At 56.4% G+C, this 19,686-nt stretch carries 16 protein-coding genes and 1 pseudogene; 7 read left to right on the top strand and 10 right to left on the bottom strand.

Going from position 1 to position 19,686, the window contains the following annotated elements:
* The first annotated feature begins 33 nt into the window (after positions 1 to 33).
* On the top strand, positions 34 to 954 hold the full coding sequence (locus ACODS3_RS18820; protein WP_304576132.1) for a DMT family transporter: 921 nt from the start codon (positions 34 to 36) through the stop codon (positions 952 to 954).
* Between the two features lie 43 nt (positions 955 to 997).
* Here ACODS3_RS18820 and ACODS3_RS18815 read toward each other — a convergent pair whose 3' ends face one another.
* Both ACODS3_RS18815 and ACODS3_RS18810 read right to left on the bottom strand, forming a co-directional pair.
* Positions 998 to 1,972: a 2-hydroxyacid dehydrogenase gene (locus ACODS3_RS18815; protein WP_489035729.1), complete on the bottom strand. Its 975-nt coding sequence runs from the start codon at positions 1,970 to 1,972 to the stop codon at positions 998 to 1,000.
* An 87-nt stretch (positions 1,973 to 2,059) separates the two neighbouring features.
* The gene (locus tag ACODS3_RS18810) at positions 2,060 to 3,007 is read right to left on the bottom strand and encodes a LysR family transcriptional regulator (protein WP_201007318.1); all 948 of its coding nucleotides are present in this window, start codon (positions 3,005 to 3,007) and stop codon (positions 2,060 to 2,062) included.
* 175 nt (positions 3,008 to 3,182) lie between these two features.
* Here ACODS3_RS18810 and ACODS3_RS18805 point away from each other — a divergent pair, with 175 nt between their 5' ends.
* The 5 genes from ACODS3_RS18805 (at position 3,183) to ACODS3_RS18785 (ending at position 9,135) form a co-directional block, all read left to right on the top strand.
* Entirely contained in the window at positions 3,183 to 4,625 is a 1,443-nt protein-coding gene (locus tag ACODS3_RS18805; protein WP_038399753.1) for an efflux transporter outer membrane subunit, read from the top strand.
* Between the two features lie 100 nt (positions 4,626 to 4,725).
* Complete coding sequence (locus ACODS3_RS18800; RefSeq protein ID WP_489035728.1) at positions 4,726 to 6,888, top strand: FUSC family protein; 2,163 nt, start codon at positions 4,726 to 4,728, stop codon at positions 6,886 to 6,888.
* Positions 6,878 to 7,078, top strand: coding sequence for a DUF1656 domain-containing protein (locus ACODS3_RS18795; protein ID WP_095067151.1), 201 nt, complete (start codon positions 6,878 to 6,880; stop codon positions 7,076 to 7,078). The genes ACODS3_RS18800 and ACODS3_RS18795 overlap by 11 nt, the downstream gene beginning before the upstream one ends.
* Before the next feature lie 22 nt (positions 7,079 to 7,100).
* Positions 7,101 to 7,958 (top strand): efflux RND transporter periplasmic adaptor subunit, encoded by an 858-nt coding sequence (locus tag ACODS3_RS18790; RefSeq protein ID WP_489035727.1) that lies wholly within the window; start codon positions 7,101 to 7,103, stop codon positions 7,956 to 7,958.
* A gap of 184 nt (positions 7,959 to 8,142) precedes the next feature.
* Positions 8,143 to 9,135 (top strand): formylglycine-generating enzyme family protein, encoded by a 993-nt coding sequence (locus ACODS3_RS18785; protein ID WP_304576136.1) that lies wholly within the window; start codon positions 8,143 to 8,145, stop codon positions 9,133 to 9,135.
* 35 nt (positions 9,136 to 9,170) lie between these two features.
* On the opposite strand, the gene ACODS3_RS18780 is transcribed toward ACODS3_RS18785, so the two are convergent.
* The 8 genes from ACODS3_RS18780 to ACODS3_RS18745 form a co-directional block, all read right to left on the bottom strand.
* Positions 9,171 to 11,684 carry a LysM peptidoglycan-binding domain-containing protein gene (locus tag ACODS3_RS18780; RefSeq protein ID WP_304576137.1) on the bottom strand — a complete coding sequence of 838 codons (2,514 nt, stop codon included), beginning with the start codon at positions 11,682 to 11,684 and terminating at the stop codon, positions 9,171 to 9,173.
* A gap of 19 nt (positions 11,685 to 11,703) precedes the next feature.
* Positions 11,704 to 12,537 (bottom strand): DUF4123 domain-containing protein, encoded by an 834-nt coding sequence (locus tag ACODS3_RS18775; protein WP_304576138.1) that lies wholly within the window; start codon positions 12,535 to 12,537, stop codon positions 11,704 to 11,706.
* Positions 12,534 to 14,609 (bottom strand): type VI secretion system Vgr family protein, encoded by a 2,076-nt coding sequence (locus ACODS3_RS18770; protein ID WP_489035724.1) that lies wholly within the window; start codon positions 14,607 to 14,609, stop codon positions 12,534 to 12,536. The genes ACODS3_RS18775 and ACODS3_RS18770 overlap by 4 nt, the downstream gene beginning before the upstream one ends.
* 79 nt (positions 14,610 to 14,688) lie before the next feature.
* Positions 14,689 to 15,204: an Hcp family type VI secretion system effector gene (locus ACODS3_RS18765; protein ID WP_025258081.1), complete on the bottom strand. Its 516-nt coding sequence runs from the start codon at positions 15,202 to 15,204 to the stop codon at positions 14,689 to 14,691.
* Between the two features lie 462 nt (positions 15,205 to 15,666).
* Positions 15,667 to 16,491 (bottom strand): SDR family oxidoreductase, encoded by an 825-nt coding sequence (locus ACODS3_RS18760; RefSeq protein WP_489035722.1) that lies wholly within the window; start codon positions 16,489 to 16,491, stop codon positions 15,667 to 15,669.
* A 10-nt stretch (positions 16,492 to 16,501) separates the two neighbouring features.
* The gene (locus ACODS3_RS18755) at positions 16,502 to 16,966 is read right to left on the bottom strand and encodes a multidrug transporter (RefSeq protein WP_095067213.1); all 465 of its coding nucleotides are present in this window, start codon (positions 16,964 to 16,966) and stop codon (positions 16,502 to 16,504) included.
* Positions 16,967 to 17,096: 130 nt separating this feature from the next.
* A complete protein-coding gene (locus ACODS3_RS18750) occupies positions 17,097 to 17,543 on the bottom strand; it encodes a hypothetical protein (protein ID WP_025258707.1) in 447 nt (148 codons plus the stop codon).
* Positions 17,544 to 17,887: 344 nt separating this feature from the next.
* Positions 17,888 to 18,292 carry a hypothetical protein gene (locus tag ACODS3_RS18745; protein WP_025258708.1) on the bottom strand — a complete coding sequence of 135 codons (405 nt, stop codon included), beginning with the start codon at positions 18,290 to 18,292 and terminating at the stop codon, positions 17,888 to 17,890.
* A 370-nt stretch (positions 18,293 to 18,662) separates the two neighbouring features.
* Between ACODS3_RS18745 and ACODS3_RS18740 the strand changes: the two are divergent.
* Positions 18,663 to 19,686: pseudogene (locus ACODS3_RS18740) on the top strand (RHS repeat domain-containing protein); the annotation flags it as partial.

Raw genomic sequence — 19,686 nt, 5'->3', positions numbered from 1 at the left:
CCGCAGACTCAAGGCTCATTGAGGAGCTGCGTCATGAATATCTCGCTGTATCTGTTGACCGTCCTGATCTGGGGGACGACCTGGATTGCCCTGAAACTGCAACTGGGCGAGGTCGCCATTGCGGTGTCCATCTTCTACCGCTTCAGCCTGGCGGCCTTGATCCTGTTTGCGATGCTATTGCTCAGCGGGCGTCTGCAACCGGTCAATCGTCGCGGGCAGTTGATCTGTCTGGCGCAGGGCTTGTGCCTGTTCTGCATCAACTTCATGTGCTTCTACACGGCCAGCCAATGGATCCCCAGCGGTTTGATCGCCGTGGTGTTCTCGACCGCGACCTTATGGAATGCGCTCAATGCACGGGTTTTCTTCAAGCAGAAAGTGGCACGTAACGTACTGGCGGGCGGTGCCATGGGGTTGACCGGGCTGGCGTGCCTGTTCTGGCCTGAACTGGCCGACCACAGTGCCAGCCGCGAGACCTTTATCGGGCTCGGGCTGGCGCTATTGGGAACCTTGTGTTTCTCGGCGGGCAACATGCTGTCGAGCCTGCAACAGAAGGCCGGGTTGCGGCCCTTGACCACCAATGCCTGGGGTATGTTCTACGGTGCGACGATACTGGGTGTGTATTGCCTGTTCAGCGGTGCGCCGTTCGTTTTTGAATGGAATACCCGCTATATCGGTTCGCTGCTGTATCTGGTCATACCCGGCTCGGTCATCGGTTTCACGGCCTACCTGACACTGGTCGGACGCATGGGGCCTGAGCGTGCGGCTTACTGCACCGTGCTGTTTCCGGTGGTGGCGTTGAATATTTCGGCGTGGGTCGAAGGCTACCAATGGACAGTGCCCGCACTCTTCGGGCTGGCATTGGTGATGCTGGGGAATGTGCTGGTGTTCAGGAAGCCGAAAGAGCTTTCGCAAAAAGAGTCATTGGTATATCCAAACGCTCCGCTTCGCGACTGAAGTCGCTCCTACGGTAGGAGCGAATTCATTCGCGAAAAGGGTTTTAACCCTTCCAGACCTGCGGATTGACCAGGTCCTGTGGCCGCTCACCCAGCAGCGCGCTGCGCAGGTTGTGGTAGGCACGATCTGCCATGGCCTGACGGGTTTCGTGAGTCGCCGAGCCGATATGCGGCAAGGTCACTGCATTGCTCAGGCTGAACAGTGGCGACTCACTCAGCGGTTCTTTCTCGTACACATCCAGACCGGCACCGCGAATGGTGCCGTTCTGCAAGGCTTCGATCAGCGCCGGCTCGTCGACAATCGGGCCGCGCGCAATGTTGATCAGGATTGCGCCGGGCTTCATCAGCGCCAGTTCACGGCGGCCGATCAGGTGGCGGGTCTTCTCGCTCAGCGGCACCACAAGGCAGACGAAATCCGACTCGGCCAGCAATTGATCCAGTGTGCGGAATTGAGCGCCCAGCTCTTGCTCGACTTCAGTCTTGCGGCTGTTGCCGCTGTACAGAATCGGCATGTTGAAACCCAGGCGACCACGACGGGCAATGGCGGCGCCGATATTGCCCATGCCGACGATACCCAGCGTCTTGCCATGTACATCGGTGCCGAAATGAGGCGCTTCGATGCTGCGCTTCCAGTTACCGGCCTTGGTCCAGGCATCCAGCTCCGCGACACGACGGGCACTGCTCATGATCAACGAAAAGCCCAGGTCGGCGGTGCTTTCAGTCAGCACGTCCGGGGTATTGGTCAGCAGGATGCCGCGCTCGCTCAGGTAACCGACATCGTAGTTGTCGTAGCCCACCGAAATACTCGATACCACTTCCAGTTTCGTGGCCCCTTCAAGCTGCTCGCGCCCCAGTTTGCGGCCTGCCCCGATCATGCCGTGGGACTCGGGCAGCGCTTCGTTGAACTGGGCATTGAGGTCGCCCAGTTTCGGGTCTGGCACGATCACGTTGAAATCTTGCGACAGGCGTTCGGCCATTTCAGGGGAGACACGGCTAAAGGCGAGTACGGTTTTTTTCATTGGGGCAGTCACTCTTGAGCGGTTGAATGAGTAGCACGCTAACATTCTTGTCGGCCCTTGGGCAGCCGGTTTTGCACACGCAAACTCTCAAGCCAGCGATTTCATCGAATGAATATGCAGATCTGCTTCGTCGGCGGCGAGGATTTCAGGCAGCGAACCACGCAGGTATTCGACCCAGGTCTTGATCTTCGCATCCAGATACTGGCGCGACGGGTAGATGGCGTAGAGGTTCAGCTCCTGGGAGCGATAGTCGGGCAGGACCCGCATCAAGGTGCCGTTACGCAACCCGTCGATGGCCGAGTAGATCGGCAGTATGCCGATGCCCATGCCGCTGGAAATAGCGGTCTGCATGGCATCGGCAGAGTTGACCAGCAGGGGCGAGCTGTTGATGGTGACCATTTCCTGGCCTTGTGGGCCGTCGAACACCCATTTTTCCAGCGGGAACACCGGGCTGACCAGGCGCAGGCAAGCGTGGTTCAGCAGGTCGGCTGGCGTGTAGGCCATGCCGAAGTTCTTGATGTAGGCCGGCGAGGCGCAAACGATGCTGTAAGTGATGCCCAGGCGTTGCGACACAAAACCTGAGTCCGGCAGTTCGCTGGCCAGAACGATGGACACGTCGTAGCCGTCTTCAAGCAGGTCCGGCACGCGGTTGGTCATGGTCAGGTCAAAGGACACATCCGGGTGGCTCTGCCGATAGCGGGCGATGGCATCGATCACATAATGCTGGCCGACACCGGGCATCGAATGCATCTTGAGCTGGCCGGTCGGTCGGGCGTGGGCATCGCTGGCTTCGGCTTCCGCCTCTTCGACAGAGGCCAGAATCTGTTCGCATCGCAGCAAATAACGCTTGCCGGCTTCGGTCAGGGCAATACGGCGGGTCGTGCGGTTGAGCAGGCGTGTCTGCAAATGCGCTTCGAGGTTCGAGACGGCCCGAGAGACGTTGGCGGTGGTGGTGTCCAGTTGTGCTGCGGCTGCGGTAAAGCTGCCCGCTTGCGCCACACAACAGAAGGCGCGCATGTTTTGCAGAGTGTCCATGTGCAATTCTCTGAAGGCATGTCAAATTGTGACATGAAGTTACTGGCACATGGCAAGGGATTATCACCGTTTCTGTAATAAAGAATCACATATTCGCCAGCTTATCGCCGTGCAGGCCGCCCCCTAGAATCGCGCCACTCAATAGCGCTTCATTTCCAGTCGGGAACTCGCAGCTGTGCCGCGTCGCATCATTTGGGGCTTCAGGCTCCTCAGTGTCTGGGTTGTATCGTTAACTATCAGCGGCTGTATCGGAACCGACGGAATCACCTCACAAGGCAGGGCATTGCCCCTCGACAGCCTGGCCACCGATCAGGCTATCCAGAGCGCTGCCATGGACGCCAACTGGCCTGACGCTCAGTGGTGGCGTGCCTATGGCGACCCCCAGTTGAACCGCTGGATAGCGCTGGCAACTCAGGGCAGTCCGAGCCTGGCGATGGCTGCCGCGCGCGTGCGCCAGGCAAAAGCGCTGGCCGGGATTGCCGAATCCGCCGAAGGTCTGCATGTCGACAGCAGTGCCAATCTGGCGCGCCATGACTGGCCGACCGATCAATTCTATGGGCCTGGCGAACTGGCCAATACTCGCACCTGGGACAACAATGCATCGCTGGGTTTGAGTTACGCCCTCGATCTTTGGGGCCGCGAAAGCAACGCCAGCGAACAAGCGCTTGACTTGGCGCACATGAGTGCGGCCGAGCAACGTCAGGCCCAACTTGAATTGCAGGAAAATATCGTCCGCGCCTATATCCAGCTGGCTCTGCACTACGCCCGGCTGGATATCGTCGAAGCCACGCTGGCCCAGCAGAAGCAGATTCTCGATCTGGCCCAGCGTCGTTTGAAAGGCGGCATCGGTACGCATTTCGAGGTCAGCCAGGCCGAAACACCTCTGCCGGAAACCCATCGGCAAATCGACGAGCTGGAAGAAGCCATTGCGCTGGAGCGTAATCAACTGGCCGTTCTGGCGGGCAAGGGGCCGGGTGAGGGCGCTGGGCTGCTACGCCCGAGCCTGTCGCTGCACACCGCACTCAAACTGCCTTCGGCATTGCCTGCGCAACTGCTGGGCCAGCGCCCGGATGTGGTTGCCAGCCGCTGGCGTGTCGAGGCGCAGGCGCGTGGAGTCGATGTGGCGCATGCGGGTTTCTATCCCAACGTCGATCTTGTCGGCAGCCTTGGCTATATGGCCACGGGCGGCGGGATGCTGGAGTTTCTGACCGGCAGCAAGCTCAGCTATAAAGCCGGCCCGGCAATCAGCCTGCCGATCTTCGACGGTGGACGCCTGCGAGCGGAGCTGGGCCAGGCCGTGGCGGGTTATGACCTGGCCGTGGCCCATTACAACCAGACACTGGTGATGGCCCTCAAAAGCATTTCCGATCAGTTGATCCGCCGTGCCTCCATGGACAAGCAGCAGGTGTTCGCCGCCGAGTCCGTCGCGGCAGCCCAGAAGACCTATGACATTGCCTTGATCGCCTATCAGCGCGGCCTGACCGACTACCTGAACGTGCTCAATGCCCAGACGCTGTTGTTTCGTCAGCAACAGATTCAGCAGCAGATCGAAGCCGCTCGCCTGAGTGTGTACGCCGGGCTGGTGGTGGCGCTGGGCGGCGGGCTTCCTGATGAATAAAACCTCACCTCGTGGGAGCGGATCGGGCGGCGCTCCGCTTATCTGCGAAGACAGTATTCCAGACGCTACATCTTCAGCAGGCTTACCGGGGCCTTCGCGAATGAATTCGCTCCTACGGCTTCTGGTGCGAGAGCTCAATAGTTGGGCGCGTAGCGACGGGGTCACCTGGATCTATATCTTCAAGGTGTTGATTGCCGCGTTCCTCACTTACTGGCTGGCGTTGCGCCTGGAGTTGCCTCAACCGCGCACGGCCATGATCACTGTGTTCATCGTCATGCAGCCACAGAGCGGGCATGTGTTTGCCAAGAGCTTCTACCGTCTGCTCGGCACGTTGGCGGGTTCGGCCATGATGGTGCTGCTGATGGCCTTGTTCGCACAGAACTCGGTGCCGTTTCTGGGGTGCCTGGCGCTGTGGGTCGGGATCTGTTCGGCAGGCGCAGCGCGTTATCGCAACTTTCGGGCTTACGGTTTTGTGCTGGCGGGTTACACGGCAGCGATGGTCGGCCTGCCCGCACTGGCTCACCCGGAGGGCTCGTTCATGGCAGCGGTCTGGCGGGTGCTGGAAATCGCTTTGGGTATTGTCTGCTCCACTGCCGTGACGGCGGCGATCCTGCCGCAGAGTTCCGCCGCTGCAATGCGCAACGCGCTGTATCAGCGCTTCGGTGTGTTTGCCCGTTTTGTTGTGGATGGCTTGCGTGGCGTCAGCGAGAGGGATGCCTTTGAAACCGGCAACGTGCGCTTTGTCGCCGAAGCCATCGGCCTGGAAGGGATGCGCAGCGTAACGGTGTTTGAAGACCCGCACATGCGCCGCCGCAACGGGCGGCTCAATCGCCTTAACAGCGAGTTCATGGCCATTACCACGCGCTTCAATGCCCTGCATCAATTGCTGGCGCGGCTGCGAGCCAGTCAGGTGAATTCAGTCATGAACCGGGTCGATCCGGGCCTCAATGCCTTGGCCCAATTACTCGATGCATTTGCTGACCGGTCCCTGACCATTGGCGATGCGGCAGTGCTGGTGCAACGTCTGGAAGTCTTCAAAACCGAACTGCCCGACCTGGTTCGCAGTATGCGTACCGAGCTTGAGCAAAGCGGGCCGGATGAAGCCGAGTTGCTGGATTTTCACACGGCTTTCGAGTTGCTGTATCGCCTCGTCAACGACCTGCATGACTACGCCCAGACCCATGCTTCACTGGCTGATCACAACCATGTGCGCGAACAGTGGGAAGAGTCGTTTGTGCCGCGCACCAGTTGGATGACTGCCTTGGCAGCCGGTGTGCGTGCGAGCACAGTCGTAGCGTTGTTGAGTGCGTACTGGGTGCTGACGGCCTGGCCCAGCGGCGCGATCATGACCCTGGCGTCGGCTGCGACCGTTGCCTTGTCATCCACCACCAACAACCCGCGTCGCATGTCGTTCCAGATGGCATGCGGCACCTTGCTGGGCGCGATCCTGGGCTTTACCGAAACCTTCTTCATTTTCCCGCACATCGACGGCTTTCCATTGCTGTGCGTGTTTCTGGCACCGGTATTGGTGGTCGGCACCTTTCTGGCTTCGCGTCCTCAATGGGCCGGTTATGGGCTGGGCCTGCTGATCTTTTTCAGCATCGGCTCGGTACCGGACAACCTCACACTCTACAACCCTTACACCTTCATCAACGATTACATCGCCATGGTCGTCGGCATGTTGTTCTGCGCCGCAGCAGGCGCAATCATCCTGCCGCCCAACAGCCGCTGGATGTGGGAGCGCCTCAAGGACGCCCTGCGTCGGCAAGTGGTATTCGCCATCAGCGCACCATTGCCTAGGCTGGGCTCCAGCTTTGAAAGCCAGACCCGCGACCTGATGCATCAGGCTTATGGTCTGGCGGTCGGCAGGCCTGAAGTGCAGCGTGAACTGCTGCACTGGATGTTTACGGTGCTGGAAATCGGCCACGCGATTATCGAGCTGCGCCGCGAGCAGGCCATCCTGCCGATTCATCCCAGCTACGCCGAGTATCAGTCCTGGCGCATTGCGATCCGGGTCATGGGGCGTTCACTGATCCGCCTGTTCATCCAGCCCGATGCCAGCAACCTGGAGCGCTGCCTGGTGGCGGTCGATCACGCCATCAGTTGCGTACAAATGACCGATGAACCCTTTGCCTCACACTTCGACACCTCAGTGCTGCGCCGGGTCAAAAGCTACCTGCATTTCATCCGCACCTCGTTGCTGGACCCGCAATCGCCACTGGCCGTGCATGGCCGCCCACAAGGAGTCGTCCATGCCTCGTGAAATCGCGTTCCACGGCCTGTACATGCCGAGCATCACCCTGATGTTCCTGATTGCGCTGGTACTGGCCTGGGCGCTGGACCGACTGCTGGCCGGGTTCGATCTGTACCGACATTTCTGGCACCCGGCGCTGCTGCGCCTGAGCCTGTTCACCTGCATTTTTGGCGCTCTGGCGCTGCCCTTTTATCGTTGATGCCCGGTTCGAGAACCTCTGGATGAAAAAGCTCTTCAGTCTGATCGCCACCTTGTTGGTCCTGGCCCTTGCCATCTTCATCGGCCGGACCTTGTGGGTGCACTACATGGAAACACCCTGGACCCGCGATGGTCGGGTGCGTGCCGATATCATCAACGTCGCGGCGGAAGTGGCCGGCACCGTGATCAATGTGCCGGTACGTGACAACCAGCAGGTGAAAAAGGGCGACCTGCTGATGCAGATCGACCCCGAACATTACCGGATTGCGGTCAAGGAAGCAGAGGCTTTGCTGGCCTCGCGCAAGGCCACCTGGGAGATGCGCAAACTCAACGCCAAACGTCGCGCCGATATGGACAACCTGGTGGTCTCCACCGAAAACCGCGACGACGCCAGCAACATCGCCACCTCGGCCCTTGCAGATTACCAACTGGCCCAGGCTCGTCTGGAAGCGGCCGAACTCAACCTGTCACGCACTCGTGTGCTGGCGTCGGTTGATGGTTACGTCACCAACCTCAACGTCCATCGCGGCGACTATGCCCGTGCAGGCGAAGCGAAGATGGCTGTGGTCGACATGAATTCGTTCTGGGTCTACGGCTTCTTCGAGGAAACCAAACTGCCCCACGTCCACGTGGGTGACCCGGCCGAGATGCAATTGATGAGCGGCGAAGTGCTCAAGGGCCATGTCGAAAGCATCGCCCGCGGCATCTACGACCGCGACAACCCCCAAAGCCGCGAACTCATCGCCGACGTCAACCCGACCTTCAACTGGGTCCGCCTCGCCCAGCGCGTACCGGTGCGTATTCACCTGGATCAGGTTCCTGAAGGGTTGCTGCTGGCGGCGGGGATGACGTGTACGGTGATTGTGGCACCCGAAAAGTAGTAGCGAATTTATTCGCGAACAGGCGCGTGAAAGTGATGTCGGCCATGACGTGTGGCCCCCAAAGCGTTGTTTGTTACTCAGTGTGTAGGTGAAAACTCTAGCTGGCGGTTGGTGGCAGCGCTTTGTCAAACAGGCGAGGAATGATAGTGTTCAGTAGTTAACGAGCCTAATAAGGATATCCTCAGTGCTACGTCCTTTTTTAATTGCCATGCCCGCCATGCTGATGATGGTTGGATGCAACGCCGAATCTGGTCCATTGCCGAAGAGCCAAAGTCTCACGCCAGAGAAAGTCGCTGCCATCGCTGCCAAGATTAATACCCAATATCCGGATCTTTCCAACGAGTTACGCGGCAATGTACTCAGCACTGTGGTGAAGTCGATTGACAATATGGTATTTGTCGAGGGCGGCCAGTTTGATATGGGGGACTTTGGATGGATCTGCGAATATGACGAAAAGAATGTGTGCGAGTGGCCTTGTGGAGTTGCGCCGGAGCGGATGTGTAATATCAGCCCGAGTGGTGATGATGATTTTGTTCATCCTGTTAAATTGAGTAGTTACTATCTGTCGCGCTTTCAAACGACACTGGGGGATTTTGATTTGTTTTTTATAGCAAATCGGAAACCACTGTACGATCAGGAAGATCGAAAGCGAGAGGATCTCAAACGTTTTTATAAACCCAATCTGCCAGCGCCTACTAAAAGTTGGCAGGAAGCCAAGGATTACTGTCAATGGTTAGGCAAGCTAAGTGGCTATGCGGTTGACTTGCCCACAGAGGCTCAGTGGGAGTATGCCGCTCGTAGCCGGGGGCAGCATTTATTATTTCCAACAGATAGCGGCAGCCTTGATTACGGGAAAAATTTCCCTGAACCGGATGAAGAGGATAATTTTCCTGTAGATCGCTTTGCTCCTAATTCATTGGGGATTGCTGGGCTTTCAGGTAATTCGACCGACTGGGTCAATGACTGGTATGGCGCGGATTACTATAAAAACTCTCCTCTTAATGATCCCCAAGGCCCACCATCAGGCTCTCAAAGGATTAAAAGGGGCTCCGATATTTCAGAGGGACCTTTAATTGCTGCTCCAATTGTTCGACGCTGGGCTTCGAGTCCTGTTCAGGAATATCACTATAGCTCTACGAGTTTTCGATGTGCTATCCAGTCAGGTGAGCGACTCTGACTAATGGGCAGTAAAGGCGCCCAAGGCGCCTTCACTTAAGCAATACCATCAAATAAATTGCTTTGTCTTGCAGCTATCAGTGTTCTTTCTTTTCTCCAAGGTAGGCCTGGGGTCCAAGCAATCATTCCGATTTGCCTGGTCGAAGAGTTAATGTTGATTGCTGCTAAGGTTCCAATGAATTTATTGAACTGCTGCTGTTCCGCACCGTCTAGCAAAGCATTCAGGCGATCCAGGCTTTCCATGGCATTGACCGTACTACCATCTTTGGAACAGTGTTCCAATACTTCAATGAAATGCCGCCAAGTGGTTAAGTGAGATAGCAATAGCACGACGGCTTTTTCCTGATCTTCTGCCCAGCTCTCCACGAAACTTTCAGTCAAAACATATAGCATGGGGCCAATCGTTTCCGGCGGCAAAATGTTAAGAGGAATTTTCTTTCCATTAACATTGATCGCCTGATTAGCCAGCAAGTAATTTGCCAGTGTTTGTGCTTCTTGTTTGGTCGCTTCTCGGCGCGACCACCATCTGCTCATCTGAAGGCGGCCGTCCGAAAAGGCTTTCTTTGCTGCTGTCGCTGGATGAGTTGCGATCTGAAACAATCCCCTGGCCATGTAATCAAAGGCTTCTTTGGTGATGGATAGCTGATAATGGAAGTCAGCTTTTGACAGTGCATTACAAAAGACATAGGCCAGTTCACCAATCTTTTCTATATCAACAGTCGTACCAAATCCACCACCAGCACCAGGGCCAAAAACCAGACTCGCTTTACAGTTGATAGCCAGGCGGTTTTCCCGAATATCAATCCCGAAATCAAAGCTGGCTCCAACACCCAAGGCAACGTTACCCTCTGCTTTAATCTCGACCAAGCTAGCCCAGTCCGTACTGCCACTGTCATTAGCCTGGCCAGCGGTAATTTTACCAACCCCTTGTTTGGTCGGATCAAGCCACTTCAACGTTCCGGTTACGGTGCCGCCACCTTGCAGGCCAGCAAAGGCGTTGCCTTTCAAACCCAGGCTACCACCGCGTTTTCTATCTACATCCAAGCTTGGCGGACTGAGTAACGCAGTAGCACCTGAGTTTTCAACTTCCACAGGTTTGTATTGGGCCTTAACTCCAGCTTGTCCCTGTGCGGTGGCCCCAAGGAAGCAGGAAAGCTCAACCTTGCCGTCAAGGCGGAATATACCAATTTCGCTGACCACCTCCTTGCCTTGTGCATTGCGGTACGGCATGCGCACGACATAACCGCCTTGGTCAGGAAAGAAGCTTTTCAGCGCTACGGAGCCTTCAGCCAGAGAGATCGCGGCGCTGCCTTTTACGCCTATCTCGACGTTGCCTTTGCCTGGTTCCCAACTATTGATTCCAGCGCTAGCGCTGGCTGCGAAGCGGAAAGCATGGGCTTCTGCGGACACGGCATACTTGGCAGAGTCTGCTTCGTTGGATGTCCACGAGCATTCCTTATGAAGTGCGTTTAGAAGGTTATCGTCTTTGCTTGTCCAGCTAGCGAACTTGGCTTCCAGGCTTCCTAATGGGCTGGTTTTTCGGCTGTCATCGACGGCGGTACGGATATCTTTGATCAGCTCTTTGATCAGATTCTTGTCAAGCGGCTTGCCTTGGATAACGTTGGTATTGACCTTCACTTTCCAGTCGAGCTGTTGCCGGTAAACCATCGGAATATAATGTCGACGACTAGGATCGCTAAGGGAGATAACTTCGATGACGGTAACCCCTGTTCTTACTTGGCGACCTGTTTGGCTTTCTGTGCCGCGACCTCTGCCATGTTTGAGATCAGGTGCTGCGCCATTGGCACTTGTGGAGCTTTCGCCTGCCTCGGGTTTGCTGACTGCGGCAATTCGGGTACGAAGCGACTTAATCTGAGCATTGAGTTCGGCTACTTTCTTTGCTTGCAGGTCTCTCCAGTTACTCTCTAGATAGCTGCCCTCAAGCGCGGCTTTTGGCGCATAACGCTGATACCAGTCACGCGCCTGTTGTACCGTTGCCAGTTGTCCCTGCAAATCTTCCTGGCGGTCGATGGTGGCTTTGGGTTTTTCCGCTGGCGGCTCGGATCGTTGTAAAAGACCAGCCTCTTCAGCCTTCGAGTTCCAGGCGTCTTTGACACAGTTGCTGCAAGAGCAGCTGGCTTTAGGGTCTTTGATTTTTGCGCACTTGCTGGCTTCAGTAGCTTTCGCCAGATTTTGATGTAACTCGTCCATGAGTTTTTTAACGATATCAGTCTGCTGCTTCAGAGCTTTGGACTCTTGTTCCGTCAGGATGTAAAAGTGTTGTTCGCCGGTGATATGCACCACATCAACCAGTTCGTCTTTGCACTGAGCTGCGCCTTTGACATTGGTAGTGCTCTGGTTGTCTGCGTGTTTAGGCGGTGGAAGGGGTTTGGTTGCGGCATTGGGCAACTTTATCACCCAACCGGGCTTGATGAAGTCAGGGTTGGTGATATTAGGGTTTAGTGCCTGCAAATCCGACACCGAGCATTTGTTGGCGGCAGCTATGTGGCTGAGGGTATCGCCGCTCTTAACGGTATAGGTGTTACTCATTGCTCATCGTCCTTATGTTTCACAGGCTTTCCAGTTGAGCCAATTTGTCTCCAAGAGCTACGTCGCTTCGAGCCAGCACTTCGGCATCCGGAGAGCGCTTCCAGAAACTGTCGCCGCGACCGATTGCCAAGCGTAGCCAACGCTCCTGATCGGCAATCTGCTCGTAGCCTATTTCTTTACCGGCCAGCAACTGGCGGTAAACGAACGCTACTGGATCTTCTGCTGGTAAGGCATCGCGGTAGTCCTCGGCAAAGCGTGTAGCAATGACCTTCAAACGACCCTGCTCAATCAACACTTGCCGTTCAGAGCTCAAATACAACCATGCTGTAGGTTGCACTGTTGTTGTGAGGCTCTGGGGGGGATTTGCGTAATACCGCCAGCCGATTTCGTTGCGCCAAGCCAGGGCGGTAAACGGACCGATGAACTGCGCCTGTTCGGCCTCGCTGAAACTGAGCAGCAGTGGCTCCAGCCAGCGCGGATCGTAAAAACGCATCATTTGTTGCGGTTCATCGTCCGTTCTTACGGTAAGCAGACTACGCCAATGTTCAATACCCTGATCAAGTGATGCTGAACTGCTCAACCAGGCAACGCACCCGGCATCTTCCTGTTCAAGCAGGGCGGCAGCAAACTCCTGTGACATGCTCTTTGCAGGACACAAGACGATGTAAGGACCGTTTGGTTGGAGGTCGGCATATGGTGTGTTGATGAATAGCGGAATGCAGTTAGGGCTCGCTTGGTTCTCACCCTGAAATAAGTGGTTCAGGAGATCCGCGTCAAAGCTGCTATCTAGAATCAGGCACATTAGGCCGGATGAAGCTGATTGTTTGAATGGGGAAGGTATGGCGTCGATCATGTTGTCGCACCCGCTTGGTGGATAGGGCAATGGCCGGATGCGTCAAGGTGGCACGATGGGGTTGGTAGCAATGCTCCGGCTTTTGACTGCGCCTTAAAGGAGGCGAGTGAAGGTTTCACGACTTGCCCAGCCTTATCCGCATCCGCCTGCTTCAACGGCCCCGGCAACAACGGCGCTGCACCCGTCCCGCTGCCCGGGCTACCACCAGCATTGACGTTGATCACCGGCCCGCTCAGGGTCACGCCGCTGGCGTCGATCTTGATGAAGCTGCCACCGGCTTTCAGGGTCAGTTCGCTGCCGGCTTCGAGCACGAGTTTCATGCCGCTGCTGACGTGGATTTCCTGGCCTGCATTGATGAACTGGCCGGTGCCTATCTTGATGTGCTGATTAACGGCCACCGTTAAATGGTCATTCGCCTTCGTCTCGACCTTCCGGTCTGCATAGACCGTGTGATGCTCCTCAGCCTTGAACTCGCTGTAGCTGTTCTGCTCGACGGTGTCATGGCGCTCGTTGCCGACACGGATCTTCTGATCGTTCTCGATGTTCTCGTCCCAGTCGCGCTGGGCGTGGAGGTAGATCTGTTCCTGGCCTTTCTTGTCTTCGATGCGCAGCTCGTTGTAGCCGCCACCGCCCGGTGAGCTGAGGGTCTTGAAGGTGCTGCGGGTCTTGTTCGCAGGCAACTCATAGGGGACGACGTTTTCCTTGTGGAACAGGCAGCCGGTGATCAGCGGTTGGTCGGGGTCGCCTTCCAGGAAGGTGACGAGCACTTCCATGCCGATGCGCGGGATGGCGATGCCGCCGTATTGGGCGCCGGCCCAGGCGGAGGAGACGCGCAGCCAGCAACTGGTCTTGTCGTCGGCCTGGCCTTCGCGGTCCCAATGGAACTGGACTTTGACGCGGCCGTATTGGTCGCAGTGGATCTCTTCACCTTTCGGCCCGGTGACCACGGCGCTCTGGCTGCCGAGGATGCGCGGCTTGGGGTGGCTCAGCGGCGGGCGGTTCGGCACGTCCCAGGGCGTGGCCTGGAAACGGTTGCGATAGCCCTGATGGAAGTCGTCCTTGAGCGTCGTCGTGTCACTGCTGACCGACTCCTCCAGCACTTGCGGCTGTTTGCCTTCGTGGAAGATTTCCGTCAGCAGCCACAGGTCGTTCCATTTGGCCTTGGGGTGTTGGGTCAGGGCAAGGAAGTGGCCGCTGACCAGCAGCGGCTGATCGCTTTTGCCTTCGGCGAGCTGGTAGTCGCTGCGATGCCTTTCAAGGGCGCGCCTGGCCAGGTGCTTGCCACGCTCGCGGTCCACGAAACGGCCCGGATAGTCGTAGTCTTCAAGGTCGGGCAGGGCGTCGCCACGGTTTTCGCTTTCCAGCGTCAGGCGTGGTTTTTCAAAGTCGTAGTCGCGGCGGGTGGTGCGGCTGGTGCGAGTCTCCAGGCGCATGTCGAAGCGCTTGATCACCGGGTCGTTGGCGACCATGCCGGAGTCTTGCTGATAGGCCACGGGTGCGAGTTTCGGGAACACCGTCTGGTCATCGCCGAACACCAGCTTGTGGCCCGTGCTGCTGTGCTGGAAGTGGTAGTGAATCCCTTCTTCCTCGCACAGGCGCTGGATGAAGTGCAGGTCCGATTCATCGTATTGAACGCAGTAGATGCGCTCGGGATAAACCGACCCGACTGTGAATGCGTAGGCGTTGCTCTGGATGCCATGTTCTTCAAGGACCTGGGCGATGATTTTCGGCACGCTGAGGTTCTGGAAGATACGTTGGTTGATGCGGTGCGCCAGGTAGGACAGCTGCGGGCGCAGGGTCACCGAGTAGCGGGTCAGGCGTTTGCCGGAGTCACCCTGGGCGGCGCGATAGATCTGGCCATGAATGCCACTGCCGTCAGGCGAAAGTTGCAGGAAGGCCGGTTTGTGCAGGAGCGTTTCGAGGTCCAGGGACGGCTGCTCACTGACCAGTTCGACGTCGAACACGAACGGTTGGCTGATGGCTTCCCGCCCGGTGAGGGACAGGACCTGAAGGTCGCTGTTGAGTCCTTCTATGGTCAGGCTGAAGTGAGTCTGATTGGCCGGCGCGAACATCCCTTGTTCCTCAATTCTGGAAGAGCGTAAACAACATCGACCAGCAGAAGCTGGTCGATGCTTGAAGCGTCAGCCGTTATCAGGCGACAGGCGAGCGCCAGTCATCGGAGCCCGAAGTACCGGACACTTCGTGGGTCCAGGTGATTTTGCGGTAGGTCATTTCGATGTCTTCCAGGTGCGTGAAATGAGCGTTCGCAGGGTCCTGGCAGTTGTGCATGTAGTCCTTGGAGCTGACGAGGATGGCGTCTTCCAGAACGGTGGTGTAGTAGTGCTCTTGAGTACCTTGAGCGGAGGTGCGGAACCATTTGATTTCGACTTTGCTCAGGCGCTCGCCGGAAGTCAGTGCCGCTTGCAGCAGAGGCGAGGACTTGTCGAACACTTTGGTGATTTTCACAGGTTTGTGAACGCGCTGGCCGGTAGGCTGGCCGGACTGAGGGTCACGCGGGATGATCACGTCGTGATGGAAAGCCTGGACCATTACTTCGTCTTCGTGGCCTTCCTGAAAGGTGTTGCCCACGGAGTCGGCGGTGAATGCGCCGGCAGTGATCAGGCCTTGTTTTTCGCCAGTGATGGACATGTACGCGGGTGTAGCCATGGGTGCTCTCCTTGCTGAAACATTGAGTGTCCCGGGAGGCGAATTCGCCAGGTGGGTGGCGATTACAGATCAAGCTTCGTGCCAGATAATATATTTGCTATATAAATCAGATAGATAAGTGTTTTGTTGTCGGGTTTTCATGATTTTCACATGGAAAACCCCTTAAAAGTGCGCAAGAAGTTGCGCAGTGGTGCGCAACTTCTTGCGCACTCGTCTGTGAGCTTTTAATTACAAGGGTTGTAGAGGTCTATCCACAGGATATGCACAAAAAAGTGCGCAACTTCTTGCGCATAATGGCTATGTGGCATGTCTCGTCGTGGGAGTCAATTCCTGCGCGAAAAAACCACTCGGTTGTACGAGAAATCGAGATCTGTTCTGTATATCCCTTTGAGAATTATCACGCCCGCTGGCGAGTCATGGGAGAGTTGGTTCGAGGGAGAAGGGGGCAGCCCGTACGCGAGTTCACAACACCTTGTCCAACCCGAAGCGCTTCCTCAACCCTCCCTCCAATAACCCTTTGGGCAGCAGCCATGACATCAGCGGCAAGACCCGCGAGCCGTTGCCCAGGCGCAGCAGGCGGGGCGGGTTTGTCTGCTGGATGGCCTTGAGCAGTTCCCGGGCGAAGTCGGTAGCGGGTGTCGGGTTGTCCTGGGAGGCTTTGGCTCTGGCGCGAATGCCTTCGCGGATGGGCCACCATGGGGATTGTTCGCTGATCAGTTGCTCGGCTTCATGAGTGGCGTTTTTCGCGAAGCTTGAGGCGATGGCGCCGGGCTGCACTTCCATGACCTGAATCGAAAACGGTGCCAGTTCCAGACGCAAGGCATCGCTCAGTGCATGTACCGCTGCCTTGGATGCGCAGTAGGCGCCGGCAAATGGCGTGACCAGCACCCCCGAGACGCTGCCGATATTCACCACCAGCCCCTTGCTGCGCCGCAATGCTGGAAACAGTGCTCGGGTGACGCCGACCACCGAAAACACATTGGTCTCGAATTGCCGTTGCATGGCTTCGACGCCACCGTCGAGCAGTGGCCCCATGGCGCCATAACCGGCGTTGTTGATCAACACATCCAGCCCGACGCCTTGTTGTTCAAGGTCGGTGGCCAGAAGTTCAAGGGCGGCGCTGTCGTTGACGTCCAGTTGCACGGCGCTGAAACCGGCAGCGTTTAGGCTGGCGACGTCTTCAGCCTTGCGCGCCGTGGCCCAGACTTGATAGCCCGCGTTTTTGAAAGCGTCCGCCAGAGCCCGGCCAATGCCGCTTGAGCAGCCGGTGATAAGTGCTGTGGGCATTTGGTTTTCCTTAATCCGAGAAGCTGCCTTGTAGATGTTCGGGACGAAACTCCAGGCTTTGTGGGCGATAGCCCGGCCGCAACGGCGGCAACGGCAGGCAGTCCTGCCACTGACTGCCCGGCTGCAATACACCGGGGCCACTGTAATGCGGTGCAGTGTAGGCATCTTCAGCGAGGTTCACGGTATCGCCGGGTGCATAGGCCGCCACGCGCCAGCGTAGTTCGCGCAGGGGAACCGTGTTGGTATTGTCGATGAGCACCAGCAAGGGTTTGCCTGCCGGGCATTGTTGCGGCGCGTAATCCAGACGCAACCCCAGGCGCTCCAGTTGACGCGCTTCGCGGCTGTCCTGCCAGATCACGACGGTAGCGACTACCCCCAGGCCTGCGGCAGCCGCCAGTGATACCGGCAAGGCCTTTGCCGGATAGCGCAGCAGCAGGATGAGCCAGGTCAGGATAAGCACAATACCAATCAGCATGATGTGCATCTCGTCAGCATGGAAGCTGGCATCGTACCGAAAGGCAGGTGGGCTTTACCAATGGCAGTCATGAATGACGGGATATTCTGCCTGTCCCTGTTGTGTCGAGGTTAATTCTTCAGGTCGCAGCCTAGACAATGCTGTACTCGATGGACTCTTTGCCCGCCACCCAGATATCAGGCGTTATGCTGAGAAAGACCTGAATCCTGGCCTTGTCGCCAGGCTTGAACGCCTTGAGGATTTCGTTCTGTTTGACGGCATCAATCGAATCTTTTCCCTGTTCAAGGTTGAGCCGGGTCGAGATGATTTTGCCACTGTTGTCCGGGGTGGAGAATGTCATCAACACTTCATGGAATGCCCCGTCCTCGAAGCCCGGTAGTACAAGCGTGAACCCTTTGTTGGCGATGAGGGCGCTCAGTTCTGCGCGCTCGTTTGCTTCGCGTATATAGGGCTGTGTGACAGACTCGGAGACGGCCCCGTCACTCAACGGTATTGTGAATTGTGTGGTTTCAGATGGATTTTCGGGGGTGTTGATCTCGACCGTTACGCCAGTAACGTCTATGCCTTCGCTGCTCATTTTTGACTGTCCTGAAAGATAGAGTGTTTTTATAGGTGTGTTATATCGATTGGTAATTACGTGCTGTCTTATCGCTACTCTCGTGTCGAGAGGCTTAAGCAAGCCCGGTAACTTTCAGTCAAGCCTGTTTGCCGAGGCTTATGACATGGGGCGACGAGTGGGGGAGTATGTGTGGCTACAAGCTACAAGCTACAAGCTACAAGTTCGCAATTGGCTTGAGGCTTATAGCTTGAAACTTGACGCTTACCTGCCACTTGTCCGGGCCAGGCTTTTACCCATTGCAGGGGTGAGTGGCTAGATAGCCCGAAGGATTCCTGACCTGTTAACTATTCACGCGGCAGCATTTAAACGATGTTGTACTCGATGGAGTCTTTACCGGCCATCCAGATGTCACCATAGACCCTGAGAAACACCCGGATCCTGGCTTTGTCTCCGCGCTTGAACGTGCCGGTGATTTGGTCTTTTGTCACGGTATCAATCGAGGCCTCCCCTGATTTGAACGTAATCAAGTTCGAGTTGATATTAGCGCTATAGTCCAGTGTGGAAAAAGTCATGATCAGCTCATCAAAGATCTCTTCCTTGAAGGCCGGAAGTACCAGAGTGAACCCTCTGTTTGCAATGCTGACATCCAGTTCTGAAGTTTCGTTTGCCTCGCGTACATAAGGCACCGTGATAGCCTCGGAGGGAGTGGCGTCACTCAGTTGGATTTGCAGGTTTATAACGTCTGATTTGCTTTTGGTAGTGCTCATTTAATTTCATCCTGAAATAAATTTATAAAAGGTATATGGGTTTTTAATGCGGGGTGGTAGGTGTCTATTTGATGGCCAGATGTTACTTCCATGTCATGATGTTTGAACAAGGTTAAGAGTGTCTTGAAGAATATGTCTACTGTTATTTGTTACAGGAGGCGACAGACGGATATGTATAGAATTAATGGTTTCAAGGCGTAAGGTTTTTTGAGAAATAAGTTACAGATTGTAATTTCGGGCAGCACGTGAGTAAGTTGCTTGAAACTTGAGGCTTATAGCTTGCCGCCTAAAACTCCACCTATCCGAAACTTTCTCTGCGCTGGCAACCGCTGAACTAGCCTTCATGCAGTGACTGGCAGAGGTTCACGCCATGGATGGCTTATCCGCAGATCTACATCGAGACACACCGACGCTCGCGGTCGTTGATCCGCGGCGTCTGTCTGTGCGCTCCGTTGCCTGGTACCGCAAGCAAGCCAATGATGCGCCTGCCTTGCGTATCAATCGCTCGCTCTTTGATCCGGCTGGCCGGCCGATTGGCAGCCACGATCCCAGGCTCTGGGAAGAAGGCGCGCCAGCCAATCTCGTCAATGTTCATTCCCTCAGTGCTCAAGTGCTGGCCAGCGAAAGCGTCGATGCCGGTTGGCGGGTTTCGTTGCTGAGCGAAAGTAGCGAAGTGCTGCAAGCCTGGGACAGTCGAGGCACTGTCCGGCGTGTGGAATATGATGAACTGCTCAGACCAACAGGTGTTTTTGAAAATGACCGCTGCATTGAGCGTCTGGCGTATGGCGATGTTGATTCAGTTCCCCACAACCAGTGCGGCCAGTTGATTCGTCACGACGACCCGGCAGGCACGTGTTTGAATATCGAGTTTGGCCTGACCGGCGCAGTGATCGAGCAGACGCAGCATTTTCTCAAGGACTTCACCGGCCCCGACTGGCCCGAATCGCTGTCAGAGCGCGACGCCTTGCTGGAATCCGGTAGCGGCGCGACCACGAGCTGGGCCTATAACCCGCTCGGCGAGGTCATCGGGCAAACCGATGCGCAGGGGAATGTTCAGCGCTTTGCCCAAACGGTGGCAGGTGAGTTGCACTCCTGCCATTTGCAACTCAGCGGGCAGCCTGAGCAGATACTGGTCAATGAGATTCTCTACGACGCTCAAGGCCGTGTGGAGTCGGAAACGGCAGGTAATGGCGTAATCACCACTGCTCGGTATGGTGATGAAGACGGCTGGCTGCTTGAGTTGAAAGCGATACGCAGCGCCGGTGAGTTATTGCAGGGCCTGGCTTACGACTACGACCCGACGGGTAATGTCATCCGCATCGAAGATCGTGCCCAGCCGATCCGGTACTTCGCCAATCAGCGCATAGAGCCGGTTTCAACGTATCAATACGACA

It is taken from the genome of Pseudomonas sp. FG43 (genome assembly GCF_057809175.1).
The sequence above is the reverse complement of the archived record's forward strand: the minus strand, read 5'-3'. Positions and strand labels throughout refer to the sequence as shown.